The sequence below is a fragment of the Neobacillus driksii genome, from assembly GCF_013409995.1.
Lineage (GTDB): Bacteria > Bacillota > Bacilli > Bacillales > Cytobacillaceae > Neobacillus > Neobacillus driksii.
Genome location: NZ_JACCBX010000003.1, coordinates 539,424 through 564,401 on the forward strand (window position 1 = coordinate 539,424; position 24,978 = coordinate 564,401).

General features: G+C 39.3%; 21 protein-coding genes, 1 other RNA gene and 2 other annotated features (1 of these 24 cut by a window edge). Of the genes, 2 read left to right on the forward strand and 20 right to left on the reverse strand.

Going from position 1 to position 24,978, the window contains the following annotated elements:
* Positions 1 to 180: a binding site (T-box leader), on the reverse strand (it extends 36 nt beyond the left edge of the window).
* 62 nt (positions 181 to 242) lie between these two features.
* From F4694_RS09070 to cymR, 9 genes are all read right to left on the reverse strand, one after another.
* The gene (locus F4694_RS09070) at positions 243 to 1,322 is read right to left on the reverse strand and encodes an AI-2E family transporter (protein WP_179597002.1); all 1,080 of its coding nucleotides are present in this window, start codon (positions 1,320 to 1,322) and stop codon (positions 243 to 245) included.
* 93 nt (positions 1,323 to 1,415) lie between these two features.
* The gene (locus tag F4694_RS09075; RefSeq protein ID WP_179597004.1) at positions 1,416 to 1,550 is read right to left on the reverse strand and encodes a YrzQ family protein; all 135 of its coding nucleotides are present in this window, start codon (positions 1,548 to 1,550) and stop codon (positions 1,416 to 1,418) included.
* 77 nt (positions 1,551 to 1,627) lie between these two features.
* Entirely contained in the window at positions 1,628 to 1,819 is a 192-nt protein-coding gene (locus F4694_RS09080; protein ID WP_090758867.1) for a hypothetical protein, read from the reverse strand.
* Positions 1,820 to 1,831: 12 nt separating this feature from the next.
* A complete protein-coding gene (locus F4694_RS09085; RefSeq protein ID WP_306458447.1) occupies positions 1,832 to 2,347 on the reverse strand; it encodes a PRC-barrel domain-containing protein in 516 nt (171 codons plus the stop codon).
* Positions 2,340 to 4,751 carry an SF1B family DNA helicase RecD2 gene (gene recD2, locus F4694_RS09090; RefSeq protein ID WP_179597006.1) on the reverse strand — a complete coding sequence of 804 codons (2,412 nt, stop codon included), beginning with the start codon at positions 4,749 to 4,751 and terminating at the stop codon, positions 2,340 to 2,342. The genes F4694_RS09085 and recD2 overlap by 8 nt, the downstream gene beginning before the upstream one ends.
* Before the next feature lie 34 nt (positions 4,752 to 4,785).
* The gene (locus F4694_RS09095) at positions 4,786 to 5,439 is read right to left on the reverse strand and encodes a tetratricopeptide repeat protein (protein ID WP_179597008.1); all 654 of its coding nucleotides are present in this window, start codon (positions 5,437 to 5,439) and stop codon (positions 4,786 to 4,788) included.
* A gap of 277 nt (positions 5,440 to 5,716) precedes the next feature.
* Positions 5,717 to 6,835, reverse strand: a complete 1,119-nt coding sequence (mnmA, locus tag F4694_RS09100; RefSeq protein WP_179597010.1) for a tRNA 2-thiouridine(34) synthase MnmA — start codon at positions 6,833 to 6,835, stop codon at positions 5,717 to 5,719.
* A gap of 37 nt (positions 6,836 to 6,872) precedes the next feature.
* Positions 6,873 to 8,015, reverse strand: coding sequence for a cysteine desulfurase family protein (locus F4694_RS09105; RefSeq protein ID WP_179597013.1), 1,143 nt, complete (start codon positions 8,013 to 8,015; stop codon positions 6,873 to 6,875).
* Positions 8,016 to 8,060: 45 nt separating this feature from the next.
* Positions 8,061 to 8,480, reverse strand: coding sequence for a cysteine metabolism transcriptional regulator CymR (gene cymR, locus F4694_RS09110; protein ID WP_179597015.1), 420 nt, complete (start codon positions 8,478 to 8,480; stop codon positions 8,061 to 8,063).
* Between the two features lie 150 nt (positions 8,481 to 8,630).
* Here cymR and F4694_RS09115 point away from each other — a divergent pair, with 150 nt between their 5' ends.
* Complete coding sequence (locus tag F4694_RS09115; protein WP_179597017.1) at positions 8,631 to 9,902, forward strand: replication-associated recombination protein A; 1,272 nt, start codon at positions 8,631 to 8,633, stop codon at positions 9,900 to 9,902.
* 30 nt (positions 9,903 to 9,932) lie between these two features.
* Here F4694_RS09115 and F4694_RS09120 read toward each other — a convergent pair whose 3' ends face one another.
* From F4694_RS09120 to F4694_RS09150, 7 genes are all read right to left on the reverse strand, one after another.
* Positions 9,933 to 10,883, reverse strand: coding sequence for an ABC transporter permease (locus F4694_RS09120; protein WP_179597019.1), 951 nt, complete (start codon positions 10,881 to 10,883; stop codon positions 9,933 to 9,935).
* Positions 10,880 to 11,803: an ABC transporter ATP-binding protein gene (locus F4694_RS09125; protein ID WP_179597021.1), complete on the reverse strand. Its 924-nt coding sequence runs from the start codon at positions 11,801 to 11,803 to the stop codon at positions 10,880 to 10,882. Before F4694_RS09125 ends, F4694_RS09120 begins: the two co-directional genes overlap by 4 nt.
* 100 nt (positions 11,804 to 11,903) lie before the next feature.
* Positions 11,904 to 12,671, reverse strand: coding sequence for a tRNA threonylcarbamoyladenosine dehydratase (locus tag F4694_RS09130; protein WP_179597023.1), 768 nt, complete (start codon positions 12,669 to 12,671; stop codon positions 11,904 to 11,906).
* A 602-nt stretch (positions 12,672 to 13,273) separates the two neighbouring features.
* Positions 13,274 to 13,468: non-coding RNA, 6S RNA (gene ssrS / locus F4694_RS09135), on the reverse strand.
* A 64-nt stretch (positions 13,469 to 13,532) separates the two neighbouring features.
* Entirely contained in the window at positions 13,533 to 15,308 is a 1,776-nt protein-coding gene (gene aspS, locus F4694_RS09140) for an aspartate--tRNA ligase (RefSeq protein ID WP_179597025.1), read from the reverse strand.
* Positions 15,309 to 15,323: 15 nt separating this feature from the next.
* Positions 15,324 to 16,595 carry a histidine--tRNA ligase gene (hisS, locus tag F4694_RS09145; protein WP_179597027.1) on the reverse strand — a complete coding sequence of 424 codons (1,272 nt, stop codon included), beginning with the start codon at positions 16,593 to 16,595 and terminating at the stop codon, positions 15,324 to 15,326.
* Positions 16,596 to 16,676: 81 nt separating this feature from the next.
* Positions 16,677 to 16,919, reverse strand: a binding site (T-box leader).
* Positions 16,920 to 16,976: 57 nt separating this feature from the next.
* Positions 16,977 to 17,153, reverse strand: coding sequence for a hypothetical protein (locus tag F4694_RS09150; RefSeq protein ID WP_179597029.1), 177 nt, complete (start codon positions 17,151 to 17,153; stop codon positions 16,977 to 16,979).
* Positions 17,154 to 17,315: 162 nt separating this feature from the next.
* Between F4694_RS09150 and F4694_RS09155 the strand changes: the two genes are divergently transcribed.
* The gene (locus tag F4694_RS09155; protein WP_179597031.1) at positions 17,316 to 19,058 is read left to right on the forward strand and encodes an SH3 domain-containing protein; all 1,743 of its coding nucleotides are present in this window, start codon (positions 17,316 to 17,318) and stop codon (positions 19,056 to 19,058) included.
* Between the two features lie 100 nt (positions 19,059 to 19,158).
* Here the strand turns inward: F4694_RS09155 and dtd are convergent, their stop codons facing one another.
* The 4 genes from dtd to recJ form a co-directional block, all read right to left on the reverse strand.
* Positions 19,159 to 19,602 (reverse strand): D-aminoacyl-tRNA deacylase, encoded by a 444-nt coding sequence (gene dtd / locus F4694_RS09160; RefSeq protein ID WP_179597033.1) that lies wholly within the window; start codon positions 19,600 to 19,602, stop codon positions 19,159 to 19,161.
* Positions 19,603 to 19,616: 14 nt separating this feature from the next.
* Positions 19,617 to 21,812 (reverse strand): RelA/SpoT family protein, encoded by a 2,196-nt coding sequence (locus tag F4694_RS09165; protein ID WP_179597035.1) that lies wholly within the window; start codon positions 21,810 to 21,812, stop codon positions 19,617 to 19,619.
* A gap of 232 nt (positions 21,813 to 22,044) precedes the next feature.
* Complete coding sequence (locus F4694_RS09170; RefSeq protein ID WP_179597037.1) at positions 22,045 to 22,557, reverse strand: adenine phosphoribosyltransferase; 513 nt, start codon at positions 22,555 to 22,557, stop codon at positions 22,045 to 22,047.
* Complete coding sequence (gene recJ / locus F4694_RS09175) at positions 22,557 to 24,911, reverse strand: single-stranded-DNA-specific exonuclease RecJ (protein ID WP_179597039.1); 2,355 nt, start codon at positions 24,909 to 24,911, stop codon at positions 22,557 to 22,559. Before recJ ends, F4694_RS09170 begins: the two co-directional genes overlap by 1 nt.
* Positions 24,912 to 24,978: the final 67 nt, after the last annotated feature.

The window sequence follows — 24,978 nt, forward strand, 5'->3', positions numbered from 1 at the left end:
TTATGAACACAAAAAACACGTGTTCACCTCTCAAATAACGCCTTAACGCGGCAATGACGGCAGTGGTTAGCTGCACTCCGGACTAGCTTCTGTTATCCTTCATCTAAAGCTTCTCGCAGCCAAGGAAGCTCCTCTCTTAGAGATGGACTACAACATACTAGGGTCCTTCAACATGTTAATCCAAAATATTCTATAACCGGATTATAGCTACACAAAAAACGTTTGTCAATCTAATACCTATTTTATGATGCAGGTTCCTTCAGTTTTCCGCGTGCGAAATGGTTTTTAGCGTGAAGAACGCTAACTTTAAGGACAACTAGAACGGGCACTGCTACAATCATTCCAATTATTCCCCCTATTTCCCCTCCTGAGGTTAACGCTAACATAATCATTAGCGGGTGCATATGAAGACTCTTTCCAACAATATAAGGGGAGAGGATATTGCCTTCCAAAAATTGCAATACAAAAACGATTGCAATTGTAATAATCACTAACTTTACCGAGCTTGTTGCAGCAATAAACACAGCTGGAACTGCACCTATTATTGGACCAAAATAAGGGATGACATTTGTGACTCCAATAATCAATCCTAAAAGCAAGGGATACTTTAAGTGAAATATCCAAAAGAATATCGTTGAAAGACTTCCGATAATGAGACAGACGAGGAGCTGACCCCTAATATAGCTCCCGAGCGATTCATCGATATCTTTAAGAAAATGCGTTCCTTTTCTCCGCCATTGTTTAGGTGTGATATACCAAACGGCTCTTTTTATGGTGGTGAAATCCTTCAACATATAAAAAGCAATAAAAGGGATAATCATCAACGCAAATGCAAAGTTCAAAATGTTTAATAAGGAATCAACGATTACAGTTAGGAGAGAATCTAATTTCTTTTCAAAACCGATGATACCGTCGTTGATCCGCTCTTGAAGTCCGTCTGGCCACTCACGTGTATGTGATTGTAGGTCCTTAATCCAGCTTCGGTATTGCTCTGCTAAAATGGGAGCACTTTCTGCCAGGTCCCGTACTTGAGAAATAAAGGCGGGAATTCCTTTATATATAGCTAGACCAATACCGCCAAAAAACAGAAAATAAATAAAGAAAATAGCTATCCCGCGGTGCAGGCCCTTTTCATGCAGCTTTTCCACGATAGGATGGAGCAAATAAGTAATAAAACCACCTATAAAGAAAGGGAGTATAATAACAAAAACCACTCTAACGATAGGCAGCCAGAAAAAACGGATTTTTAAAAATACATAAATAGCAATGAGTAAAAGAAGCAAAAAACCGATTCGATAAAACCATTTAACGCGAATGTCCACCGATGCATGCCCCCTTATCTACTATATTTTTGGAGTCAGATACCGGATTTATACATAAAGCAAAAATCCCCCTCATCACGAGGGGGATTACTATTAGAATAAAGCACGTTTTACTTTTCTTTGCATTCGTTTCATTTGACGGCCAGACATCATGTTGTTTCTTTGTGCAAGATTATAGGCTGCCATTCCAACTCCAAATGCAACAACGGAAGTCATTACTTTATTCATACGTCTCACCTCTTCTGTAGTTTGACAGTGCTTCGAACATGATAACTGTCTTCCTTCAGTAACTAAGTGTTGCCACTTTAAATGGTGTAACGACGCTCTTCTTCTTCAAACAAGTCATCTAAGGAACTGAGTGTACCATCTTCTTCGACTTGATGGGTATTGATGATGCCTTTGGCGAGAGACAATTCAATAAAACAATTCCAGCAATAATATTGGTTTATTCCGATTTTGCCGATATCCTTGCTCTGACAATTGGGACACTTGAGCATAAAAAGAACACCTCACGTATGATTAACGTCTACGATGATGGCATCCTTTCCGATCGCAGGGGGCTTCTCGGATTGTATAATTTGTTTCCCTTCCGTTATATCTGAAAAGAAACCATCCGTAATTTCGTACCCTACGATTGTGCCCAATTCCTCATGAAAATATACATCCTCTAACAATCCGAGTGACTCTCCGCTATTTGAAATAAGCATTTTTCCATTTAGAGAGTGCTGATGGAAAAGGGTATATTCTGGATTTGTTTTGAGTCTTTCAAGAGATTCATTCTCTTCAATCATGACCCCATCCCAGCCAAACGATAGTACATCCTGAATGTCAAGAAAATAGGATCGTTTAAAGAAAACGCCTTTTTTAACCAAAAGGCCCTTAACTATCCCATCATTTGAGATACATAAGTCTGTAACCTCGCCAATCTTCGAACCCGTTTTCGATTCAAACACCGGCTGTCCTTTTAATAAACCAAATGTTCGCAGAGTGCCCCACCTCCTGTGAACATTTATAGTTTTAGTCATTTACCATGAAATCATAAGGTGAAACGTTTTCCATGCCAATCATTGGATTGACTTGCATTAATAGTTCCTCTGCTGATAATGTTGTTTCTTCCTGATCTGGTTCTTCAGCAAGTTCTTTGACTGTTATCATTTCTTGGAGTTTTTGGGATAATGTGGTTTGTCTACTTTGTTCATCCGCTCTTTCGACACCCATCCTTAGTGCTTCCTCTTCTCCACACAAGATTAGCGATTGCTTACTTCTTGTGATAGCGGTATAAATGAGGTTTCTTCTTAACATTCGAAAATAGCTTCTTGTAATGGGGAGAATGACGATTGGGAACTCACTGCCTTGCGATTTATGTACCGAACAGCAATAGGCATGAGTAATTTGATTCAAATCCTGCCGTGTATATTCGACTTCATTGCCTTCAAAAGAAATGTATACCATATCCTGTTTTTCTGTATTTTCCTTTGCATAGATGATTGAAATAATTTCTCCAATATCGCCGTTGAAAACATTGCTTTCTGGCTGATTTACAAGCTGGAGCACTTTATCACCAATACGATATTTTACTTCCCCAAAAGTAATTTCCTTACGAGTAGCATCTGGGTTAGGATTAAATATTTCCTGTAACAATACGTTTAAGCGATCAATACCTGCAGGACCTCTGTACATCGGTGCCAGCACTTGAATATCCTTTGCTGAATACCCTTTACTTTTCGCATTAAGCGCAACTTTTTCAATCACCTGAGGAATCTGAGGTGTCGAACATTTGATAAATGAACGGTCAGGCTGCTTTAAGGTAACATTGGGAGGTAAGAACCCTTTTTTAATGTCATGTGCGAGTTCAATAATAGATGATCCTTCAGCCTGGCGATAAATATCTGTTAATCTAACAGTCGGAACAACCTCTGATTTCAGTAAATCCTTCAGCACCTGACCAGGTCCAACAGAAGGCAGCTGATCCTCGTCACCTACAAGTATGACTTGAATATTCTCTGGCAGTGCTTTGAATAATTGATTTGCTAACCAAATATCAAGCATGGATGTTTCATCAACAATAAGAATTTTTCCTTCTAGAGGACTTGCATCATCATGATCAAAGGCTTCTGTTCCATTATAGCCCAGTAAGCGATGTATCGTTACAGCCGGCAGGCCTGTTGATTCACTCATCCTTTTTGCGGCTCTCCCTGTTGGGGCAGCTAGTAAAAAAGGAAAAGGTTCTCCCTTTGCATGATAATCCTTAGGCTCCAATGAACAGCCATGCAATTCTGCATAGAGCTCAACTATCCCTTTGATAACCGTTGTTTTACCTGTTCCAGGTCCACCTGTAAGAATTAACATCGGTGACATCAACGCTGTTTGTATCGCTTCCCTTTGTGTTGGAGCATATTGTACGTTTAGTCTCTCCTCAAGATTCCCTAATGCCAGCAAAAATTCCGATTCAGGAAATTGATCCTTATATTCGGTTTGTGCCAGTATTTTTTTTATACTTGTGACTAAGCCTTTTTCAGCAAAATACAAAGAAGGTAAATAGACACGCTTTTCCTCACCAACTAGTTTTCCCTCTTCTTCTAGTTTCAATATCTCTGTGGAAATATCGGTGAATTCAATTTGATCACGTTTATTTTCTTCTAACAAGTTTTTAACCTGTATTAGCATATCCTCTACGTGTACATAAACATGCCCTGTCTGCATGCTCTCATTTTCCAGTGAATAAAGACAGGCTGCTTTTATCCTATCCGGATGATTACCTTGGATTCCAAGTTGATAACCCAGCTCATCGGCACGGCCAAAACCAATCCCCTCAATATCCTCTACGAGTTTATAGGGATTTTTTTGAATAATATCCAGGGTTTCGTCCTTATAGGTTTGATACATTCTCATTGATAGCTGCGGCCCAAAACCATATTGATTTAAAGCGACCATTACCTGCTCAAGGCCCTGGTGCTCCATCAACGTATCATAAAGCATTTTTGCTTTATCAGGAGGAAGCTTTGGGACAGAATCAAGTAAGGAGGGTTGATTTAGAATTTTTGAAATCGCGTTTTCTCCTAATGTTTCTACAATTTTTTCTGCTGTTTTCTTTCCAATTCCTTTAAACATCTCGCTAGATAAATAAGCAGCGACACCTTGCTTGGTTTGAGGTATGTCTTTCCGAAAATGCTTGGTTTGAAATTGCATGCCAAACTTAGGGTGGTCCTTAAAATCACCAAAGAAAATGTAGGTTTCATGTTCATGAATTTTAGGAAAATAGCCTGTGATCACCGCTTCCTTGTCTTCATATTCATGGTTAGTTTCTTCAACACGAATTCTTAATACCGTGTAAAGATTCTGCTCATTATGAAAAATCGTAACTAGGTGTTTTCCTTTGACGAACTTCCCTTGCTCAGCAAATAAATCAAGCGAGCTTTGCTTGTCCACGGGTGCTTCCTCCTTCCTATTTGTTGTGATGGGGTTATTTTGCTGATTCAATCAATTTTTTTGCATGGCCTGCTAACAAATGATCCGGTTGTATCTCAAGTACTTTATCGAACATTTCTAATGCTTTATCTGCTTTTTCTTTAAATGCATATGAAACGCCTAAATTATACATGGCGTCTGTATGCTCCTCATCTAATTCGATACATTTTTCAAATTGAACAATCGCTTCATCAATTAATTCAAGCTGTGCAAGACATAATCCATACTGAAAACGTGCTTCCGCATCTTCCTCATTGAGTTCAACACTTCTTTGTAAATAAGGCAGAGCAAATTTACCTTGATCAAGCTGTACAAGGGTTAAACCTAGCATGAAATAATTATCACTTGTGTGTAGACCTTTTTTCATTGCTTGTTCAAACATATTTTTAGCTTTATCAAATTGGTCAAGGCTGAAATAAATCGTACCAGCACTATAATAAGCAGCTGCAGTGTTTTCATCTAATTCAATTGCCTTTTGGTAAAATTTCAATGCCTTCTCATCATCACCGACAGCGGAAAGCACATTACCAAAATTTATGTATGCAATGGGATCATTCGGGTTTTCTTCTATAATCTCATTAAAGATCTTCGCCGCCTCTTCCCATTTACCTTCTTGCATGTATTGAACACCTAATTGGTTTTTATCCATGTTACTATCACTCCGTTCTACTTGAGAGTATATCATATTAGAAAATTTTTCGTGACTATTGGTGGTGAATACGCCTCATATCCCTGCGTAATTTTTGGTAATATTTGTCTAAATGTAAAAAAGGTATAAAAAAATGTACAAAACCATTTAAAATTTGTTCAAAACACCTCAAAAAATGTACAAAACCCATTAAAATTGTTCAAAACCTTTGGAACAGTCATAAATAATATCATAAATTGAGAAAAAATCCCCGATTCCAGATGGAATCAGGGTTATTTTAACCAACATATGTCAAACGTTGGCCATCTTTATAAACTTCATGGATCGTACCACCGCCAAGGCATTCATCACCATTGTAAAATACAACTGCCTGACCAGGGGTTACCGCACGAATTGGTTCATCAAAGATTACTCTAACTTTATTGTCGTCCATAAGCTGAACCGTCACTTTGCTGTCTTCTTGACGGTACCTGAATTTTGCCGTACATGTAAACTCAGAAGGCTTTTCCCGATCGGATACCCAGCTTACGTTATCAGCAATAATGGAGTCCGAATAGAGCTTTTCATTATGAAAGCCTTGTCCGACATAAAGGATATTTCTCTTTAAATCCTTGCCAATCGCAAACCATGGCTCACCTGAGCCGCCAATTCCTAAACCATGACGCTGCCCGATAGTATGGTACATCAAGCCCTCGTGCCTTCCTTTTACCTCTCCATCCATTGTTTCCATGTTTCCTGGCTGAGCTGGAAGGTATTGACCAAGGAACTCTTTAAAGTTACGTTCACCGATAAAACAAATCCCAGTGCTATCTTTTTTTGTAGCCGTGGCTAGATTTGCTTCCTTAGCAATTTCACGTACTTTCGGTTTCTCTAAATTACCAATTGGGAACATAACTTTACTTAACTGTTCTTGGGACAATTGATTTAAGAAATAGGTCTGATCCTTATTTTCATCTTTACCGCGCAGCATTTTGTATTCTCCGTCACGATATTCCACTTGCGCATAATGACCTGTTGCAAGGTAATCTGCACCTAAGTTGACTGCGTGCTCAAGAAAAGCTTTAAACTTAATTTCTTTATTACACATGACATCAGGGTTTGGTGTCCTGCCTGCCTTGTATTCATCAAGAAAATAAGTAAATACCTTGTCCCAATATTGCTTTTCAAAATTAACAGCGTAATAAGGAATACCAATTTGATTACACACACGTATGACATCATTGTAATCCTCAGTCGCAGTGCAAAATCCAGTATCGTCAGTATCATCCCAGTTTTTCATAAAGATACCGATGACATCATAGCCTTGCTGTTTTAACAACAACGCCGCGACAGAGGAATCGACGCCACCTGACATACCAACAACGACACGAATATCCTTTGGTTCTCTTTTTTCCATTGTTCTCACCTCTCTTTACTTTAAAAATGTCGTGCATTTATTTTGTCAGACGAGAAACAATTCTTGCCGTTTCTTGAGCTGTTTTGATGATTTGGTCTTCTGTCGTGTTAAAACCAAAGCTGAAACGGATAGAATTAATCAACCGATCTGATTCTTTACCAAACATGGCAACCAGGACATGTGAAGGTTCAATCGAACCCGCTGTGCAGGCAGAACCACTTGAAACAGCTATACCAGCTAAATCAAGGTTCACTAACATCGCTTCCACGTTTATTCCCGGAAAGCTTAAGTTTAATACATGAGGCATTGATTTATCAAGCAATCCGTTTATGGAAAACTCAATAGGATGTGCAGCCAATTTTTCTATCAATATTTTCTTAAATCCTTGATACTTTTCCCGTTTCACTAAACGTTCTTCAGAGGCTATTTTTACAGCTTCTTGAAACCCAACAATGGCCGCAACATTTTCCGTACCTGCCCGTCTTTTCCGTTCCTGCTCACCACCAAAAGCACGAGGGACCAATTTAACCTTGTCATGCACATAAAGAAAACCAGTCCCTTTAGGTCCGTTTATTTTATGAGCGGAAACAGCTAATAAGTCAACATTCAGTTCATTGACATTGATGTCTTCCATTCCATATGCCTGGACGGCATCTGTATGAAACAACGCTTGATAAGCTTTAAGTATCTCGCCAATTTCTTTTATCGGCTGAAGTGTTCCCACTTCATTATTCCCATACATAACGGATACAAGGATGGTATCATCTCTTAAGGCCGAAATAAGGTCATCAAGTGATATTTCCCCTGTTTCATCAACAGGTAGATAGGTTACCTCAAAGCCCATTTTTTCTAAACGTTGGCAGGCATGAAGTACAGCATGGTGTTCAACTTGAGTGGTGATAATGTGCTTACCTTTATGCTGGTAGCTTTCGGCAACACCAAATAAGGCCATATTATCAGCTTCTGTACCACCGCTTGTAAAAATAATTTCATTTTCCTTAGCGCCAATACTCCGAGCCAACGTTTCTCGTGCCAAATCAATATAGTGCCGTGCTTCCCGTCCAAACGAATGTATGCTGGATGGGTTACCATAATTGTTATTCATTACTTCCATCATTTTTTCAATCACCCGAGGGTGCATAGGAGTTGTAGCAGCATGGTCAAGATAGATTCTTTCCATCGTTCCACCTTCAATCAAAATAAATTCTCTATTCTACTGTTAACATTAAATATAAAACATATAACCATCTGTTTCTGTATCGTTGCTATGACTTGCTAGATCTTCGAGGGTAGTATGGTCGAGAACACTTTTAATTGCGTCACGAATACGAATCCAAAGCTCGCGCTGTGCTGGCTCTTCTTCTTCAATTCCTTCCACAAGTGTAATCGGCCCTTCGAGTACGCGGATGACGTCACCAGCAGTAATTTTCGTTGGAGCATCAGCTAAGATATAACCACCGTATGCACCACGAATACTTTTCACTAAGCCAGCATTTCTTAAAGGAGCGATAAGCTGTTCCAGATAATGTTCAGATAAGTTATTGGCTTGGGCAATTGTTTTTAATGATGTTGGTCCTTCGCCTTGGTTTTTAGCAAGTTCAATCATTATTGTTAATCCGTAACGGCCTTTTGTTGAAATCCTCATATTTTACACCTCTATTATTTTAATTTCTTTTTAAATACAAAGTAATTTGATAGGCATTAGCAATTATATCATATTGTACTTTAATATGCTTTTTGCTGAGAAAATGGTAGAGTTAAATGGAACTTTATATTTTAGTTGGAGAGATGAAGTATGCAGCAAAAGCCGCTGGCATTTCGAATGCGACCTAGAACAATTGAAGAGATCGTTGGACAGCAGCACCTTGTTGCCGATGATAATATTATTGCCCGTATGGTGAAAGCGAAACAGCTGACATCAATGATTTTATATGGACCCCCAGGTATAGGCAAAACCTCGATTGCAAGTGCCATCGCTGGCAGCACCAAATATGCCTTCCGGACACTAAACGCGGTCACTAACAATAAAAAAGACATGGAAATCGTAGCAGCAGAAGCAAAAATGTCCGGAAAAGTAATTCTGCTCCTGGATGAAGTCCATCGGCTAGATAAAGGAAAACAGGATTTCCTATTACCTTTTTTAGAAAATGGCATGATCACCCTTATTGGTGCCACAACGAGTAACCCATATCACGCAATTAATCCTGCCATTCGCAGCCGCTGCCAAATTTTCGAGCTCAAACCATTAACTCCTGAAGAAATCAAACTTGCATTACTCCGAGCCCTTAAGGACGAAGAACGTGGTTTCGGAAAGCTAAAGATTGATATAACTGAAGACGCATTAACTCATTTTGCAAGCGCCTCGAATGGAGATGTCCGCAGCTCGTTAAACGCATTAGAGCTTGCCGTCCTTTCAACCGACACGGATGAAGAGGAAGTTATCCATATCGACCTTAAAACGGCAGAAGAATGCATGCAAAAGAAAAGTTATGGCTCGGATAAAGATGGTGATGGTCATTATGATGTTCTTTCTGCGTTTCAAAAGTCAATTCGTGGAAGTGACGTGAATGCGGCCCTGCATTATCTTGGAAGATTAATTGAAGCAGGTGATCTTCAAAGTATTAGCAGAAGGCTGCTTGTAATCGCCTATGAAGATGTTGGTCTAGCCAGTCCACAGGCTGGGGCACGTACACTAGCAGCTATAGAAACTTCAGAGAGAATTGGGTTTCCTGAAGCTAGAATTCCCTTAGCTAATGCAGTCATTGAGTTATGTCTATCACCGAAATCTAACTCAGCAGTAATAGCCATCAGTGAAGCCATTTCAGATATTCAAAAAGGAAATATTGGTGAAGTACCGGATCATTTGCGTGACGCTCATTATAAAGGAGCACAAGAGCTAGGCAGAGGAATTGGATACTTATATCCACATGATTATGAATCCGGCTGGGTGCCTCAGCAATATCTGCCTAACAAACTAAAGAACAAGAAATATTATCAACCTAAGAAAACAGGAAAGTTTGAGCAGGCACTTGCAACCGTTTATGAAAAATTAATTCGTAAAAAATAACCTCTGGTAAAGACGCCAGAGGTCTTCTTTTTATGCTGCAACATCTCTCTTTTTAAAGACATAGAATGCCAGAAATTGAAAAATCACAAAATAGATAATCAGCATGATGATTGAGAAAGTCATCGTCATCCCTTCAAGGAGCGGTGTTCCCTCGATGTACTGCATTAAATTAGTATTCGCAAATAAAATGTATTTTGCCCAATCAAACTTCATTGACAGAAGTGCCGTGAATTGGCTACCCGTGAACATTAGAAATAAAGATAACCCGATTGCCAAAGAGCTGTTTCGGAAGACGGATGAAATCATGAACGCCATTGTTGTAAGCATAATCATCTCAATTGAACCTAATCCATAGTAAACAATTAAATGAACAACAATATGCTGTTCCGTTACTTTGCCATTAAAATAATTTAAATAAGGAAGTGCTTGTTCAGGGAATCCAAAAAGGATTGCGCCAAGCAGGACTGAAAATCCAAATAAAATTCCAACCATTAAGAAAGCATACAACAAAACAGTAATATACTTTGACAATAATATCTTACTTCGATTTATCGGACGGATTAACAGCAGCTTAATCGTGCCCCAATTAAATTCACTTGCTACGATTCCTGCAGAAATCACAATCGTAAACAATCCTGCTAATAAGATAAGCTCCGAATTGTCTTTTACAAATGACCAGACATTATACTTTTCCCGAAAAGGGATATCATGCTCAATTCTGTATTCATTAATCGCAATTTGTTTTTTGTAGTACTCCTGCTCCATTTTAATAGAACTGGATTCTAGCTGCTTTTTCAATGCCTCATTTTCCTGTTGTAATACCGGTTTCCATTCTTCCGTAACATTTGGTTCCTCTTCGATTAGATTATATTTCATAAAGATTCCCGTGACCGAGATAATGACTAATAAAATAGCAATCATCACATAAGTTCCAGGTCTTCTAAAAATTTTCATCCATTCATTACGAATTAAATTAATCATGGTCTTTTGCCCCCCTTATCTGCCGTTACTTCAAGGAAGCGGTCTTCTAAAGTTTTCGATACTTCTTTAATTCCAAACACTTGGATATCCTCTTCAACGAACATTTTTACCAATTCTGGTACAACTTCTTTTGTCAGCTCCAGCGTTATGCCGTTTCGTGAAGAAGTAACAGGGATATCGGGAAAGTTTGACTTCACAAGGGTTACTGCCTTTTCACTGGGAATAACCTCAAATTCAAAACTAGCACTGCTGCTGTGTACAAACTCTTGTACCAGTTGGACGTCAATAAGCTGTCCATTTTGAATGATTCCGATTCTGTCACACATCATTTCCATTTCAGAAAGGATATGGCTTGAAACAATGACAGCCATATTTTTTTCCCTCGCCAGCAGCCGAATATAATCACGAATCTCTCTTATTCCTGCAGGATCCAGTCCGTTTGTCGGTTCATCCAAGATCAATACACTAGGATCATGTAAAAGGCACTGTGCCAATCCCAATCTCTGGCGCATCCCAAGTGAGTAAGTTTTAACTTTATCATGAATTCTGTCTGATAATCCGACAAGTTTAACTGTCTCATCAATCTTTTCCTTTGTAACTCCTTTTACCATGCGAGCATAGTGGATGAGGTTTTGATAGCCGCTTAGAAATTTGTACATTTCCGGATTCTCAACGATGGCTCCCACATGTCTTACCGCATCTTCAAAGTTCGTTTTTATACTTTTCCCACCTATCATGATATCCCCTGATGTAATATCTATCAGACCAACAATCATTCGAATAGTGGTTGTTTTACCGGCCCCATTTGGTCCTAGGAAACCAAATACTTCACCTTTATTAACCTCAAAGCTGATATTATCTATTATCGTTCTTCCTTTAATCACTTTGGTAACATCTTTTATGGCTACAATGGATTCCAATAAACTTCCCCCTCTCTCCTTCAAGTTTACCGTATAATAGATAAAATTTCCCATTATTATCAAAAAAATAAACCCCGACCTTTAGGTACGGGGCTTAGTCTTATTTTTCATCTGCTACACGTGTAATTTTGATATCTGCTAGCAATTGCCTTACGACATAACTTGCCATGATTATTCCACAAGCAGATGGTACAAAGGCATTAGAGGATGGAGGCATTTGTGCTTTACGAATTGGCGCGTTCGCATTCCCAACCTCTTTCTTGACATCTTCACGAATAACAATCGGACTTTCATCAGAAAAGACCACCGGTATGCCCTTGTGGATTCGTTCTTTACGCAGCTTCGTACGAATTACTTTAGCAATTGGATCCGTATGCGTTTTTGAGATATCCGCAATCTTAAAGCGAGTTGGGTCCATTTTATTAGCCGCACCCATGCTGGAGATAATCGGGATATTTCGTTTTAGACATTCTTTCATGAGATGAATTTTATAAATAATCGTATCCGAAGCGTCAACGACAAAATCCAAGCCATGGCTGAAGAATTGTTCATACGTTTCTTCTGTATAAAACATCTTCAAAGCGATAACTTCACAATCCGGATTAATGTCTTTAATTCGTTCTTTCATGAGTTCAGCTTTTGGTTGTCCTACTGTGGAAAGAAGTGCGATGAGCTGACGATTTACATTTGTAATATCAACAGTATCTTTATCGACTAGTATCAGCCGGCCAACCCCAGAGCGTGCAAGTGCTTCAGCAGCAAAAGAGCCGACACCGCCAATTCCCAATACAGCGACGGTACTGTTTTTCATAATATCTAGACCTTCTTTGCCAATGGCAAGTTCATTACGAGAAAATTGATGCAGCATGTGGATCCTCCAGATATATAAATTCGACTTACTAATATCATTTACCCTAAAAAAATATAACATACTCCCCTATAAATTCAAGCATTTCTATAGGGATTAATATCGAGCTAATGTGGGACTATTTTGCTTCATGAAAGTTTTATGAGGCCCATTTCTCTTGATTACAATTATTTTTGGACTTCATGATCGCTCTATGAGACCCATTTTTCTTAAGAACACTTATTTTTAGGCTTCATGATTGCTTTATGAGATCCATTTTTTCCTGATGACATTATTTTTGGGCTTCATGATTGCTTTATGAGATCCATTTTTTCCTGATGACATTATTTTTGGGCTTCATGATCGCTTTATGAGACCCATTTTTTCCTGATGACATTATTTTTGGGCTTCATGATCGCTTTATGAGACGCATCTTTTCTGATGGCACTGTTTTTTGGGCTTCATGATCGCTTTATGAGACGCATCTTTTCTGATGGCACTGTTTTTTGGGCTTCATGAATGTTTTTGAATGCCCTTTTTTCTTGAACAAATAAAGGTGAGGTTGAATTCCTCGTATCACAAAATAAAAATAGCCCCCTGCTTATGCAGGAGACTATTTTTATAAGGGTCCCAATGGTGCCGTCGCGCTTAGTTCCTTCTTTTGATCCCGCATATCAGCAGGTGGGTGTCTTATTCCAAGTTTATGTAAGTCCCTTTAACCGTATAGGTTGAGGCTTTTACGCAACTTGAAAACGCAGACTCCCGAAGAAATAATGTTGGTCAAAAGTTAGGTAATACAACGTACATTTCAGGACACTTATTTGATTGATTTTATAATACCATAAAGTAATAGACCATTCAAGGTTTCATGAAAACGTTTTACTAACTTTTATTATTAACATTTAGTGACAAATGAAGTTCTTTTAATTGAGCTTCGGAAACAGCACCTGGTGCGTCTGTCAACAAATCGCTGGCACTAGCCGTTTTTGGAAAAGCAATGGTATCACGCAGATTGGAACTTCCTGCAAGCAGCATGACCAAACGGTCCAAACCAAGAGCAATTCCACCATGAGGCGGTGTACCATATTCGAAAGCGTTCAATAAGAAACCAAATTGCTCTTGCGCTTCTTCAGGTGTGAATCCAAGCACGTTAAACATTTTTTCTTGAACAGAACGTTCAAAAATTCTTAATGAACCTCCTCCGAGCTCATATCCATTTAGAACAAGGTCATAGGCCTGTGCACGTACTCTAGCAGGATCTGTATCTAAGTATGGCAGGTCTTCTCTAAACGGCATAGTGAACGGATGGTGCGCCGCATAATAACGGCCTTCTTCCTCACCATATTCAAGCAATGGCCAATCGGTAATCCATAGGAAATTAAACTTACTTTGATCGATTAGCCCTAATTCTTTACCCAGCTTTAAACGCAGTGCTCCCAAGGCATCAGCAACGACATTTTTCTTGTCGGCTACAAATAGGAGAAGGTCTCCTTCGTTTGCATCTAATACCGTTCTTAAAGCATTAGCATCTGCGTCTGCAAAGAATTTAGCAATCGGCCCTTTTAATCCCTCTGCGTCTACCTTCAGCCACGCTAGACCTTTTGCCCCATATACTCCCACAAATTCAGTCAGCGCATCAATATCCTTACGAGAATATTTTTCAGCAACACCTTTTACGTTAATACCCTTTACTTGACCGCCATTCGCAACTGCAGCAGCAAAGACTTTAAAGCCTGAATCCTTAACAACTTCGGAAAGGTCTACCAGCTCAAGTCCAAAACGAGTATCAGGTTTATCCGAGCCAAAGCGGCTTATAGCCTCATCATAAGTCATTCGTGGAAATGGTGCAGGAATATCTACCCCTTTAACTTCCTTCATCAAACCAGTCATCATTTTTTCCATTAAGCCCAGGATATCCTCTTGACCAAGGAAGCTTGTTTCAATATCGATCTGTGTAAACTCAGGCTGACGGTCTGCCCGTAAATCTTCATCACGGAAACAGCGGGCAATTTGATAGTAACGCTCAATCCCGCCAAGCATTAGCAGCTGCTTGAACAACTGTGGTGATTGTGGTAAGGCATAAAACTCACCAGGATGAACACGGCTAGGTACGAGATAGTCACGGGCTCCCTCTGGAGTGCTTTTTGTTAAGATTGGTGTTTCAATATCTAAAAATCCTTCAGTATCAAGGAAATCTCTGATGTGCTTCGTTACTTGGTGCCGCATTTTTAATGTTTCCAAAATCACAGGACGACGGAAGTCTAAATAACGGTATTTCAGGCGCACATCTTCAGATACGTCGGTTTTATCTGCTATCGTAAATGGCGGCGTTTTTGCTTCGTTAATGATGGTTACCATTTCAGCTTGAACTTCAATTTTCCCAGTTTTTAAATTAGGATTGATCGTTCCAGCCTCACGGCTAATGACCGTTCCTTGAATATCCAGTACATACTCACTGCGAATCTTCTCAGCAATTTCCAATGCTTCTTTTGATACATCCGGATTGAAAACAACTTGAACAATACCTGAACGATCGCGGAGATCGATAAAAATTAATCCACCTAGGTCGCGGCGTTTTGAAACCCAGCCTTTCAGTGTTACTTTTTCACCAATGGCTGATTCTGGCACATCGCCACAAAAATACGTTCTCCCATACATGAAGATCCTCTCCTTTTATCTCTTTAATTCTTGAAAATATTTTACAAACTGTGTTAAATCTATTTCCACTTGCTCACCAGTAGCCATATTCTTTAGATTAATTTTATTATTCGCAAGCTCTTCGTCACCTAGAACGGCAACATATTTTGCGTTTAGACGGTCAGCGGCTTTAAATTGTGCTTTAATTTTTCGGTTTAAATAGTCTCGCTCACAAGAAACACCAGCAAGTCGAAGTTTCTGAAGCAGTCCTACTGTATAGTCCTTTGCTTCCTCACCTAACGCAGCTAGATAACAATCAATGCCTTGATTGATTTCGAGCTCAATTCCTTCAGCCTTGAGTGCGGCAATAAAGCGTTCAATACTCATCGCAAAACCAATTCCCGGAGTTTCTGGGCCGCCCATTTCTTCGGCTAAACCGTTATAACGACCGCCGCCGCATAATGTAGTAATCGCTCCAAAGCCCTCGGCATCGCTCATAATTTCAAAAGCCGTGTGATTATAATAATCCAACCCGCGTACTAGATTCGGATCGACCACAAACTCAATTTCTAACTGTGTTAAATACTGCTGTAATTTTTCAAAATAAGCCTTAGAATCATCATTTAGATAATCGATAATCGATGGCGCAGTTTTCATTAATTCGTGATTGTGATCCTGCTTACAATCGAGAATTCTCAATGGATTTTTTTCAAGACGGTTTTGGCAGTCTTGACAAAACTCTCCGATTCTTGGCTGAAAATGATTGACTAAAGCGTTGCGGTGAGCGGTTCTAGACTCCTTATCTCCAAGACTATTGATTACAAGCTTTAGCTTTTTCAAGCCCATTTCCTTGTATAGGTTCATTGCAAGAGAAATAACCTCTGCATCAATTGCTGGGTCGTTACTTCCCAATGCTTCGATGCCAAATTGAACAAATTGACGGAAACGTCCTGCTTGCGGACGTTCGTAGCGGAACATCGGTCCCATATAATAAAGCTTAACCGGTTGATTTGGATAACCAAACATCTTTTTCTCAACAAACGACCTTACTACGGCTGCCGTACCTTCTGGTCTTAGTGTGAGGCTGCGGCCGCCACGATCATCGAATGTGTACATTTCCTTCTGGACAATATCAGTGGTATCGCCGACACCACGAGCAAATAAATCTGTTTGTTCGAAGATTGGAGTGCGGATTTCTTGATATTGATATTTTTCACAAAGCTCTCTCGCTTTTGCTTCAATCAGCTGCCATTTTTCTACCTCTCCAGGCAGAATGTCCTGCGTGCCTCTTGGAATGCTAATCGACATAGCAGAATTCCTCCTTACCATTACTGTTTTATGTAAAAAATTTCTATAAAAAACAAAAAAACTCCCGTCCCTTGTATAAATACAAGGGACGAGAGTTATAATCCCGCGGTGCCACCCTAGTTGAAGGCATAAACGATCATGCACTTCCTCTTTTACAGTTAACGCCTGCTCACGTTCTTCTCCTACTAAAGGTGAAATACCTTTTTCAGAGAGAAGCCTTCGGAGTGTTCATTCATTAAGAATCATGTAGAAATGCTTTCAGCCAGGGCATTTCCTCTCTTTTCATGTTTTAGCTTAACTACTATGCTCCATCATTGGTTATTTCCATGTGTTTTTATTTATATAATATTACGGAGCATTGAATCCAATGTCAAGAAGGATTTAGGATCTTTCCAAATGTTTTTTCAACTTTCTAACATCGCCGATCGTAAGTCCAAATTCGGAGGCAAGCTCAAACGTAGTATTATGCTGCTCACTTTGAATAAAATCATGAAAATCCACACCAAACAGCCTGCTGTCCATTGATTGGATGCTATTTGCTTTATCGCTCGATCTCATCACCTATCACCTCGTATCCTCACTATAGTTCTTATTATTTCCAACCATCCTAAAAACTTACATGTGATAGAAAATTTCAAAATAGTAGATATTTAACAATTAAGGAATGAATTCCATGCCCTTTTACGATAAAATGAAAGATATTGTGAAGGGAGAGAGAGAATGTTAAAGAGATTTATACGTTCGTTAGTATGTTTCACAGTCTTCTTCGGAGTTTTCCTTCCGTTAGATATAAGTTTGGCAGCAAACGGTACGGTCACTATAGCAGAAAATACGGTTAATGTCCGCAATGGCCCAGGCTTAAGCTACCAGCTTGTGAAACAAGCAAAAAAGGGAGAAAAATTCACTATTATAAAAGAGCAAGGCGATTGGATTCAAATTCAGATTTCCACTACGAAAACAGGCTGGGTAGCCAATTGGGTTGTCTCCAAAACTACAAACGGAACAACGACAACTGGTTCTAGCAACTCAAATAAGTCGACTGCTGAAGCAAACACCAATCAATTACGTGTCCGTTCCGGACCGGGAACTAGTTTCCGTATCATCGGATATTTAAATAAAGGACAAGCTGTTAGCGTTATAGATGATAATGAAAACTGGGTAAAAATCTCTGCAAGCTTCGGGGAAGGCTGGGTTGCGCGAGAATATCTTGATTTCAACAATAGGTCTACTAATACTTCCAAAGAAGAAAATAATAATAAATCAATTGGTGCAGGTAAGGTAACAGATACATTGAATGTCCGAAATGAACCTTCTTCTACAGGTCGGGTGATCGGGAAACTATCAAAAGGGACTTCTATTACGATTTATTCAAAAAAGAATAATTGGATAGAAATAAAGTACGAAAACCAAAGGGCATGGGTTAGTGCTGATTACGTTCAATTCGGAAACGACAATAAGCAAACCAATCCTACTAATGAAACAATGGGGACAGTAACTGCTAGCACACTTAGTGTCCGCAGCGATTCTTCCTTAAACTCGGACATTATTGGATCCATTACACAGGGACAGAAATTTACCATTCTGGAAGAAAAAAATAATTGGTACAAAATTGAATTTAAACCTGGAAAAACAGGCTGGGCAGCAGGCTGGTATTTCAACAAGGATAAAGCAAACACTACCCAACTTGCTAAAGACAGCAAAGTTACCATACTACATAATGGAACAAATATTAGGAAAGACCCTACTGTCCAATCAAATGTGCTTCAACGTGCCAATGAAGGAGAGTCCTTTCCAATAAGCAGTGTTGAAAATGATTGGTACGAAATTACATTACCGAACGGAACAAATGGATATATTGCAGGCTGGCTCGTAACAACCAATGGAACTGGACCTGGAATTGATAAACAAGGGGCAGAGGCTTATTTAAGTTCCAGAACCATTGTGATTGACCCTGGGCATGGTGGAATTGATACTGGGGCTACTGGCGCAGGAGGAACACTTGAAAAACAATTAACACTGCGTACTGCGAAGCTACTATCGGATAAGTTAAAAGCTGCTGGAGCCAATGTTTTTCTTACAAGAAGCAACGATTCATACCTTCCACTGCCATCGCGAGTAAGAATGGCAAGTGTTCATCAATCAGATGCGTTTATTAGCCTGCATTATGATAGTAATCTAGATCGATCCGTCCGGGGGACAACAGGCTATTACTATCATGATTATCAAAAGAGACTCGCCGAATATGTTTATAATTCAACCAATGCAGAAACCAGGTTAAAAGGCCGCGGTGTCCGTTCTGGTGACTACCATGTCATTCGCGAGAATACAAGGCAAGCAGTACTCATGGAATTGGGGTACCTAAGTAATTCAGCAGAGGAAATGACCCTAACTTCAGGGCAATTCCAAGAAAATGCAGCAACAGGTTTGTATAACGGACTTGCCCGCTATTTTAAGGAACAATAGAGTAGCTTCAGCCCTAGTGAAAAATGCAGTTCAATTTTTCCTAGGCTGCTTGCGCTAGATCAAAAAAATGCTTGGCAGCTATAAAAGTGCCAAGCATTTTTTAACTTTTGCTCTCTACAATTAGTGTAACAGGACCATCATTAATTAATTCGACGTCCATCATCGCCCCAAAGATACCTGTTTCAACCTTGATACCTTTTTCGCGTAATAATCCATTGAATCCTTCATAAAGCTGGTTTGCCTGTTCTGGTCTAGCAGCTTCCATAAAATTAGGTCTTCTTCCTTTACGGCAATCACCATACAAGGTAAATTGAGAGACAGAAAGAATTTCACCGCCAACATCTAATAAGGATAAATTCATCTTCCCAGCATCATCTTCAAATATCCGTAGATTTGCTATTTTATCTGCTAAAAAAGCTGCGTCTTCTTCTGTATCCTGATGTGTTACCCCTACAAGAAGGACCAGACCTTTTGAAATTTGTCCCGTTACTTCTTCGTTAACGGTCACCTTTGCCTTTTTACTGCGCTGTACAACAACTCGCATTTTTAGTAAACTCCCTAATTCATAATCCGGCGAACCGAATAAATATCTGGTATCTGTTTAATCCGATCAACCACTTTGTGTAAATGGCTCACATTGTGAATAGCAATAGACATAATGATTGTCGCCATTTTATTACGATCAGATCGACCAGAAACAGCCGAAATATTGGTTTTTGTTTCATTTACTGCCTGCAGAACCTCATTTAGTAAACCACGGCGGTCGTAACCACTAATCTCAATGTCTACATTATATTCTTTCCGGTCATTTAAAGAGGATTCCCACTCAACAGGAATTAACCTGGTTTGTGCATCATTTGAGTCAATATTTGTACAATCAGCACGGTGAACCGAAACACCGCGTCCTTTTGTAATAAAACCAACAATTTCATCACCTGGGACAGGATTACAGCATCGAGATAAGCGGATTAATAAATTATCGATACCGGCAACACGAACACCAGACTCTCGTTTTTTCGTAGAAGGGAATGCCTTCATATCAGAAATAGCATTTGTGATCGTAGCGGATTGCTCTTGATCCCGTTTTTTACGCCATTTCTCGGTTAACCGATTGGCTACCTGCAGTGCCGTTACCCCATTATAGCCTACCGCTGCATACATATCGTCTTCATTGGCAAAATTAAACTTTTCAGCTACCTTTTTCAAATTATCAGCCGTTAAGATCTCTTTTAAATCAAATTCCATTGCACGGATTTCTTTTTCTACGAGCTCTCTGCCTTTATCGACATTTTCATCACGGCGCTGTTTCTTAAAAAAGGCACGTATTTTGTTCTTAGCCTGTGAGGTTTGGGCTAGCTTCAACCAGTCTTGACTAGGACCATAAGAATGCTTTGATGTAAGAATTTCAATGATGTCACCAGTCTTCAGTCGATAATCCAGCGTAACCATTTTACCGTTTACTTTCGCGCCAATTGTTTTATTCCCGATTTCAGAATGAATTCGGTAAGCAAAATCAATTGGAACAGAACCGGACGGCAATTCAATAACATCGCCTTTTGGTGTAAACACAAAAACCATATCAGAGAATAAATCGATTTTTAGTGATTCCATAAACTCCTCTGCATTCGCAGTATCATTTTGGAATTCCAGGATTTCTCTAAACCAGGTTAATTTTTGTTCGTAAGAAGTTGTATCAGCGAGTGCTTTCCCTTCTTTATACGCCCAATGGGCCGCAATACCAAATTCTGCAATCCGGTGCATTTCTGATGTCCGAATTTGAACCTCCAGCGGGTCACCCTTAGGACCAATGACCGTTGTATGAAGAGATTGATACATATTCGGCTTAGGCATCGCAATATAGTCCTTAAAACGCCCTGGCATAGGCTTCCAGCACGTATGGATGATTCCTAGAACAGCGTAGCAATCCTTAATACTATTTACTACTATTCGAACGGCAAGTAAATCATAGATTTCACTAAACTGTTTATTTTGCTGCACCATTTTTCGGTAAATGCTATAGATATGTTTAGGTCTTCCATTAAGTTCCGCATTAATGGACACTTCTTTCATTCTGTCACGAACCTCGTCCATTACATCGACTAAGTATTGCTCCCGTTCTGCACGCTTCTTTTTCATCAGGTTCACAATACGATAATATTGCTGTGGGTTTAAGTATCTTAATGCAGTATCTTCCAGCTCCCACTTAATCTTAGAAATACCAAGACGATGGGCCAAAGGTGCAAAGATTTCAAGTGTTTCGTTTGAAATCCGGCGCTGCTTCTCAACAGGAAGATGCTTAAGCGTCCTCATATTATGCAAACGATCGGCAAGCTTAATCAAAATAACGCGGATATCCTGAGCCATAGCAACGAACATTTTTCTGTGGTTCTCTGCCTGCTGTTCCTCGTGTGATTTATATTTAATTTTTCCTAATTTCGTAACCCCGTCGACAAGCATGGCCACTTCGTCATTAAATTCCGTCTCGATGTCCTTTAATGTAACATCCGTGTCTTCAACGACATCATGGAGAAAACCAGCGGCAACCGTTGCAGGATCCATCTCCAAATCCGCCAGAATTCCAGCAACTTGAATCGGATGAATAATGTAAGGCTCTCCTGATTTTCTATATTGTTCACGATGAGAATGTTTTGCGAATTCGTAGGCTCTTTTTACAAATTCACAATGCTCTTCGTTTAAATAGGCCCTCGTCTTGTCGATGACTTGTTCGGCGGTTAACACTTGATCGTTCGCCATAAAAGATCACCTTATTTTTCGTCTCATTTTTTTTATTATTAAATGTATCTATATCTAAACTAGTTACTAATGAATGTTACTATTATCGAAAAAAAAAGCTCAGATGTAAAGGGATAGATATTATTATACTGTTTTTTGCGAAAAAAGTGTCGAAATATAGCTAATTCATTTTCAAAAAATAGCTCTCTTCTTATAACAAGAGAGCACTCAATTACGAGTGCCCTCAATACTATTAATAATTCATCAATGTCATGATGTCGTAGCCTTCGAGTTTCTTACGTCCTTCAAGGTACGTTAATTCAACTAGAAAAGCAATTCCAGCAACCACTCCGCCAAGCTGTTCAACTAATTGAATCGTTGCATCAATTGTTCCGCCAGTGGCTAATAAGTCATCTGTTATCAGAACTCGTTGTCCTGGTTGTATGGCATCCTTATGAATCGTAAGGACATCACTTCCATATTCTAATCCATAGCTTACTTTAACCGTCTCACGCGGTAGTTTACCTTCCTTACGAACAGGAGCAAAGCCAATTCCAAGAGAATAGGCTACTGGGCAGCCAATAATAAATCCTCTTGCCTCAGGACCAACAATTAAATCAATTTGTTTATCTTTCGCATAAGAAACAATTTGATCCGTTGCATACTTATACGCTTCTCCGTTGTTCATTAATGGAGTGATATCCTTAAATGTAATTCCTGGTTTTGGGTAATCTGGTACGATTGCGATAAATTGCTTTAAATCCATTAGGTAATTGCCTCCTCAATTGTAACTGATTCCTCTATAACCTGGTCAAACCAGCTCTTTAATTGCTGAAAGGATGAAAATAATAAATCTCTTTCAAGTTCATATTGAGCCTGTTTCGTTTGATAGGTGATGGAATCAGTAAGGTCACGCTTTTGTGATTGTTTATTCAAAGTAATAAATCCATTGTTTATTGTAACAAAATCTAATTCAGAAAACACTTTTGACATGAAAGTTATCGTTTCCGTTGACCAGCCACGGTGCTTCGCAATATCATCCCCATAACGACCGATATCAATTGGACCTTTTTTTAATAAAAATCCATAGAACCATTTAAAGTGGTCTCTCGTAGGAATGGTACTAAAAAAATCACTGTTTTCTTTATGAAAATACGCATAGATTCGAGCAGGACGTTTCCCTTTAAATAGATGATGAAGTAGTTCCTTTGATGGCGGCAGGTCAACGAGTACCACATTAGCCTGATGAGAGTCGAAGCCTTTAGCCTCAGCTTCATCTTTAATAAAGATTACCTCACTCGTCAAAGCAGGGTCCATTTTATCAAGCTGTTCTTTGTTAAAGATAATATAGTTTCGCTTTTCATTGGGAATCGTTTTAACCATTGAGTTTATCCGCTTTACCCCACGATGATCAAATAATTGCCATGTTTCAACCGAAACATCCTGGATAAAAATTTGTGGTTTACGGATATTATTCCACTCATTGACTGCTAATTCACCAATTATCGAAATTTTTGAAGCTGGTGAAATATGGTCAACTAACGGTCCTAATCCAAAGCCGATTCCATCTAAATTCGTACCGTTATCATGCACCATTACTTTCAAGTGATTTTGTTCTGAACCAATTTTTCTCATTGTCGATATTTGAACATTACTGATTAACACCTTTGGCTTAGGGTTGTCCATTCCAAATGGAGCAAGAAGATTTAGTTCACCCAGTGCGGATAAATTGATTTCATCCACCTTAATTTGATGGTCAAGTGTTGTAATGGGGATAAAATCATCTTTGGTTAACAGCTCATTCGCCAGATTATTTAACCTTTGACGGAGATCAGAAACATCTTCTAGCTTTAATGTCATTCCAGCTGCCATTGGATGGCCGCCAAAATGCGGCAAAATATCCCGGCATTCCGATAGATTTTTAAACAAATCAAAACCTGCAATACTTCGAGCAGACCCCTTTGCCAAGCCCTTTTCCTTGTCAAAACTTAAAACGATTGTCGGCCGGTAAAACTTTTCCACTAATCTAGACGCAACGATGCCAATTACACCAGCATTCCAGCCTTCTTTACCAATAACAAGTACTGAATTTGAATCAATAGGATAATTTCTCTCAACCTCTTCAATCGCTTCTGTCGTAATAGAATTGACAATAGATTGTCTCGTCTTATTTAATTCATCCATTTCTTGTGCTAAAGCTTCCGCTTCGAATGGATCATCCGTAAGCAAAAGTTCCACAGCCATATCGGCATTTTCCAGTCTGCCGACAGCATTAATTCTTGGCGCCAGTAAAAAGCCGATGGTTTCCTCGTTAATGTTTTGCTGGTCTGCACCTGCAACTTTTAATATCGCTTTTAGACCTTTATTCTTGGTAACTTTAAGTTTTTCCAAACCTTTTTTGGCAATGAGGCGATTTTCATCTTTTAACGAAACTAAATCCGCAATGGTGCCAATAACAGCAATTTCTAGCAATTGCTCTGGAACTTCACCATAGAGCGCATGGGCTACTTTAAAGGCCACACCTACTCCAGCGAGCTCACGAAAAGGGTAGACACTATCCGGAAGTTTTGGATGAATAATAGCCAATGCCTCAGGTAAAACGGGACCAGGCTCATGGTGGTCTGTAATAATTAAATCAAGACCGAGTTCTTTCGCAACTGCTGCTTCGTGTATTGCCGAGATGCCTGTATCTACAGTAATAATTAACTTGATTCCATTTTCAGATGCACGACGAAAGGCTGTTTCATTCGGTCCGTAACCTTCCGTAAAACGATTCGGAATATAGAATTGGACATTTGCCCCCAAATCTCTAAGGGTGAGCATTAATACGGTTGTACTGCTCACACCATCTGCATCATAATCACCAAATATTAATATAGGTTCTTGGCGTTCAATAGCTTCCCGAATTCTGTTTACAGCAATATCCATTCCTTTTAATAAAAAGGGATCATGAAATTGCTCTTTTCCAAATAAAAAATACCGTGCAGAATCAACGGTATTTAATCCGCGGTTGATAAGCAGCGACGCAACAAGTGGTGTAATTTTCAATTCGTTTACGAGAGTTTCTACTAGTTGTTGATCAGATTTACGAACAACCCATCTAGTTTTCGACTTTAACATGCGTTCACCCCTCAGACTAATCTATTATACAGGAGTAAACATGTCCTTTCAACGTAAATCTGGAATA

Coding starts and splice junctions, on each gene's coding strand:
- F4694_RS09075 (WP_179597004.1), bottom strand. CDS start 1,550: ATGAATAAAGTAATGACTTCCGTTGTTGCATTTGGAGTTGGAATGGCA.
- F4694_RS09080 (WP_090758867.1), bottom strand. CDS start 1,819: ATGCTCAAGTGTCCCAATTGTCAGAGCAAGGATATCGGCAAAATCGGA.
- F4694_RS09085 (WP_306458447.1), bottom strand. CDS start 2,347: ATGACTAAAACTATAAATGTTCACAGGAGGTGGGGCACTCTGCGAACA.
- F4694_RS09095 (WP_179597008.1), bottom strand. CDS start 5,439: ATGGATAAAAACCAATTAGGTGTTCAATACATGCAAGAAGGTAAATGG.
- mnmA (WP_179597010.1), bottom strand. CDS start 6,835: ATGGAAAAAAGAGAACCAAAGGATATTCGTGTCGTTGTTGGTATGTCA.
- F4694_RS09105 (WP_179597013.1), bottom strand. CDS start 8,015: ATGGAAAGAATCTATCTTGACCATGCTGCTACAACTCCTATGCACCCT.
- cymR (WP_179597015.1), bottom strand. CDS start 8,480: ATGAGGATTTCAACAAAAGGCCGTTACGGATTAACAATAATGATTGAA.
- F4694_RS09115 (WP_179597017.1), top strand. CDS start 8,631: ATGCAGCAAAAGCCGCTGGCATTTCGAATGCGACCTAGAACAATTGAA.
- F4694_RS09120 (WP_179597019.1), bottom strand. CDS start 10,883: ATGATTAATTTAATTCGTAATGAATGGATGAAAATTTTTAGAAGACCT.
- F4694_RS09130 (WP_179597023.1), bottom strand. CDS start 12,671: ATGCTGCATCAATTTTCTCGTAATGAACTTGCCATTGGCAAAGAAGGT.
- aspS (WP_179597025.1), bottom strand. CDS start 15,308: ATGTATGGGAGAACGTATTTTTGTGGCGATGTGCCAGAATCAGCCATT.
- hisS (WP_179597027.1), bottom strand. CDS start 16,595: ATGTCGATTAGCATTCCAAGAGGCACGCAGGACATTCTGCCTGGAGAG.
- F4694_RS09150 (WP_179597029.1), bottom strand. CDS start 17,153: ATGAGATCGAGCGATAAAGCAAATAGCATCCAATCAATGGACAGCAGG.
- F4694_RS09155 (WP_179597031.1), top strand. CDS start 17,316: ATGTTAAAGAGATTTATACGTTCGTTAGTATGTTTCACAGTCTTCTTC.
- dtd (WP_179597033.1), bottom strand. CDS start 19,602: ATGCGAGTTGTTGTACAGCGCAGTAAAAAGGCAAAGGTGACCGTTAAC.
- F4694_RS09165 (WP_179597035.1), bottom strand. CDS start 21,812: ATGGCGAACGATCAAGTGTTAACCGCCGAACAAGTCATCGACAAGACG.
- F4694_RS09170 (WP_179597037.1), bottom strand. CDS start 22,557: ATGGATTTAAAGCAATTTATCGCAATCGTACCAGATTACCCAAAACCA.
- recJ (WP_179597039.1), bottom strand. CDS start 24,911: ATGTTAAAGTCGAAAACTAGATGGGTTGTTCGTAAATCTGATCAACAA.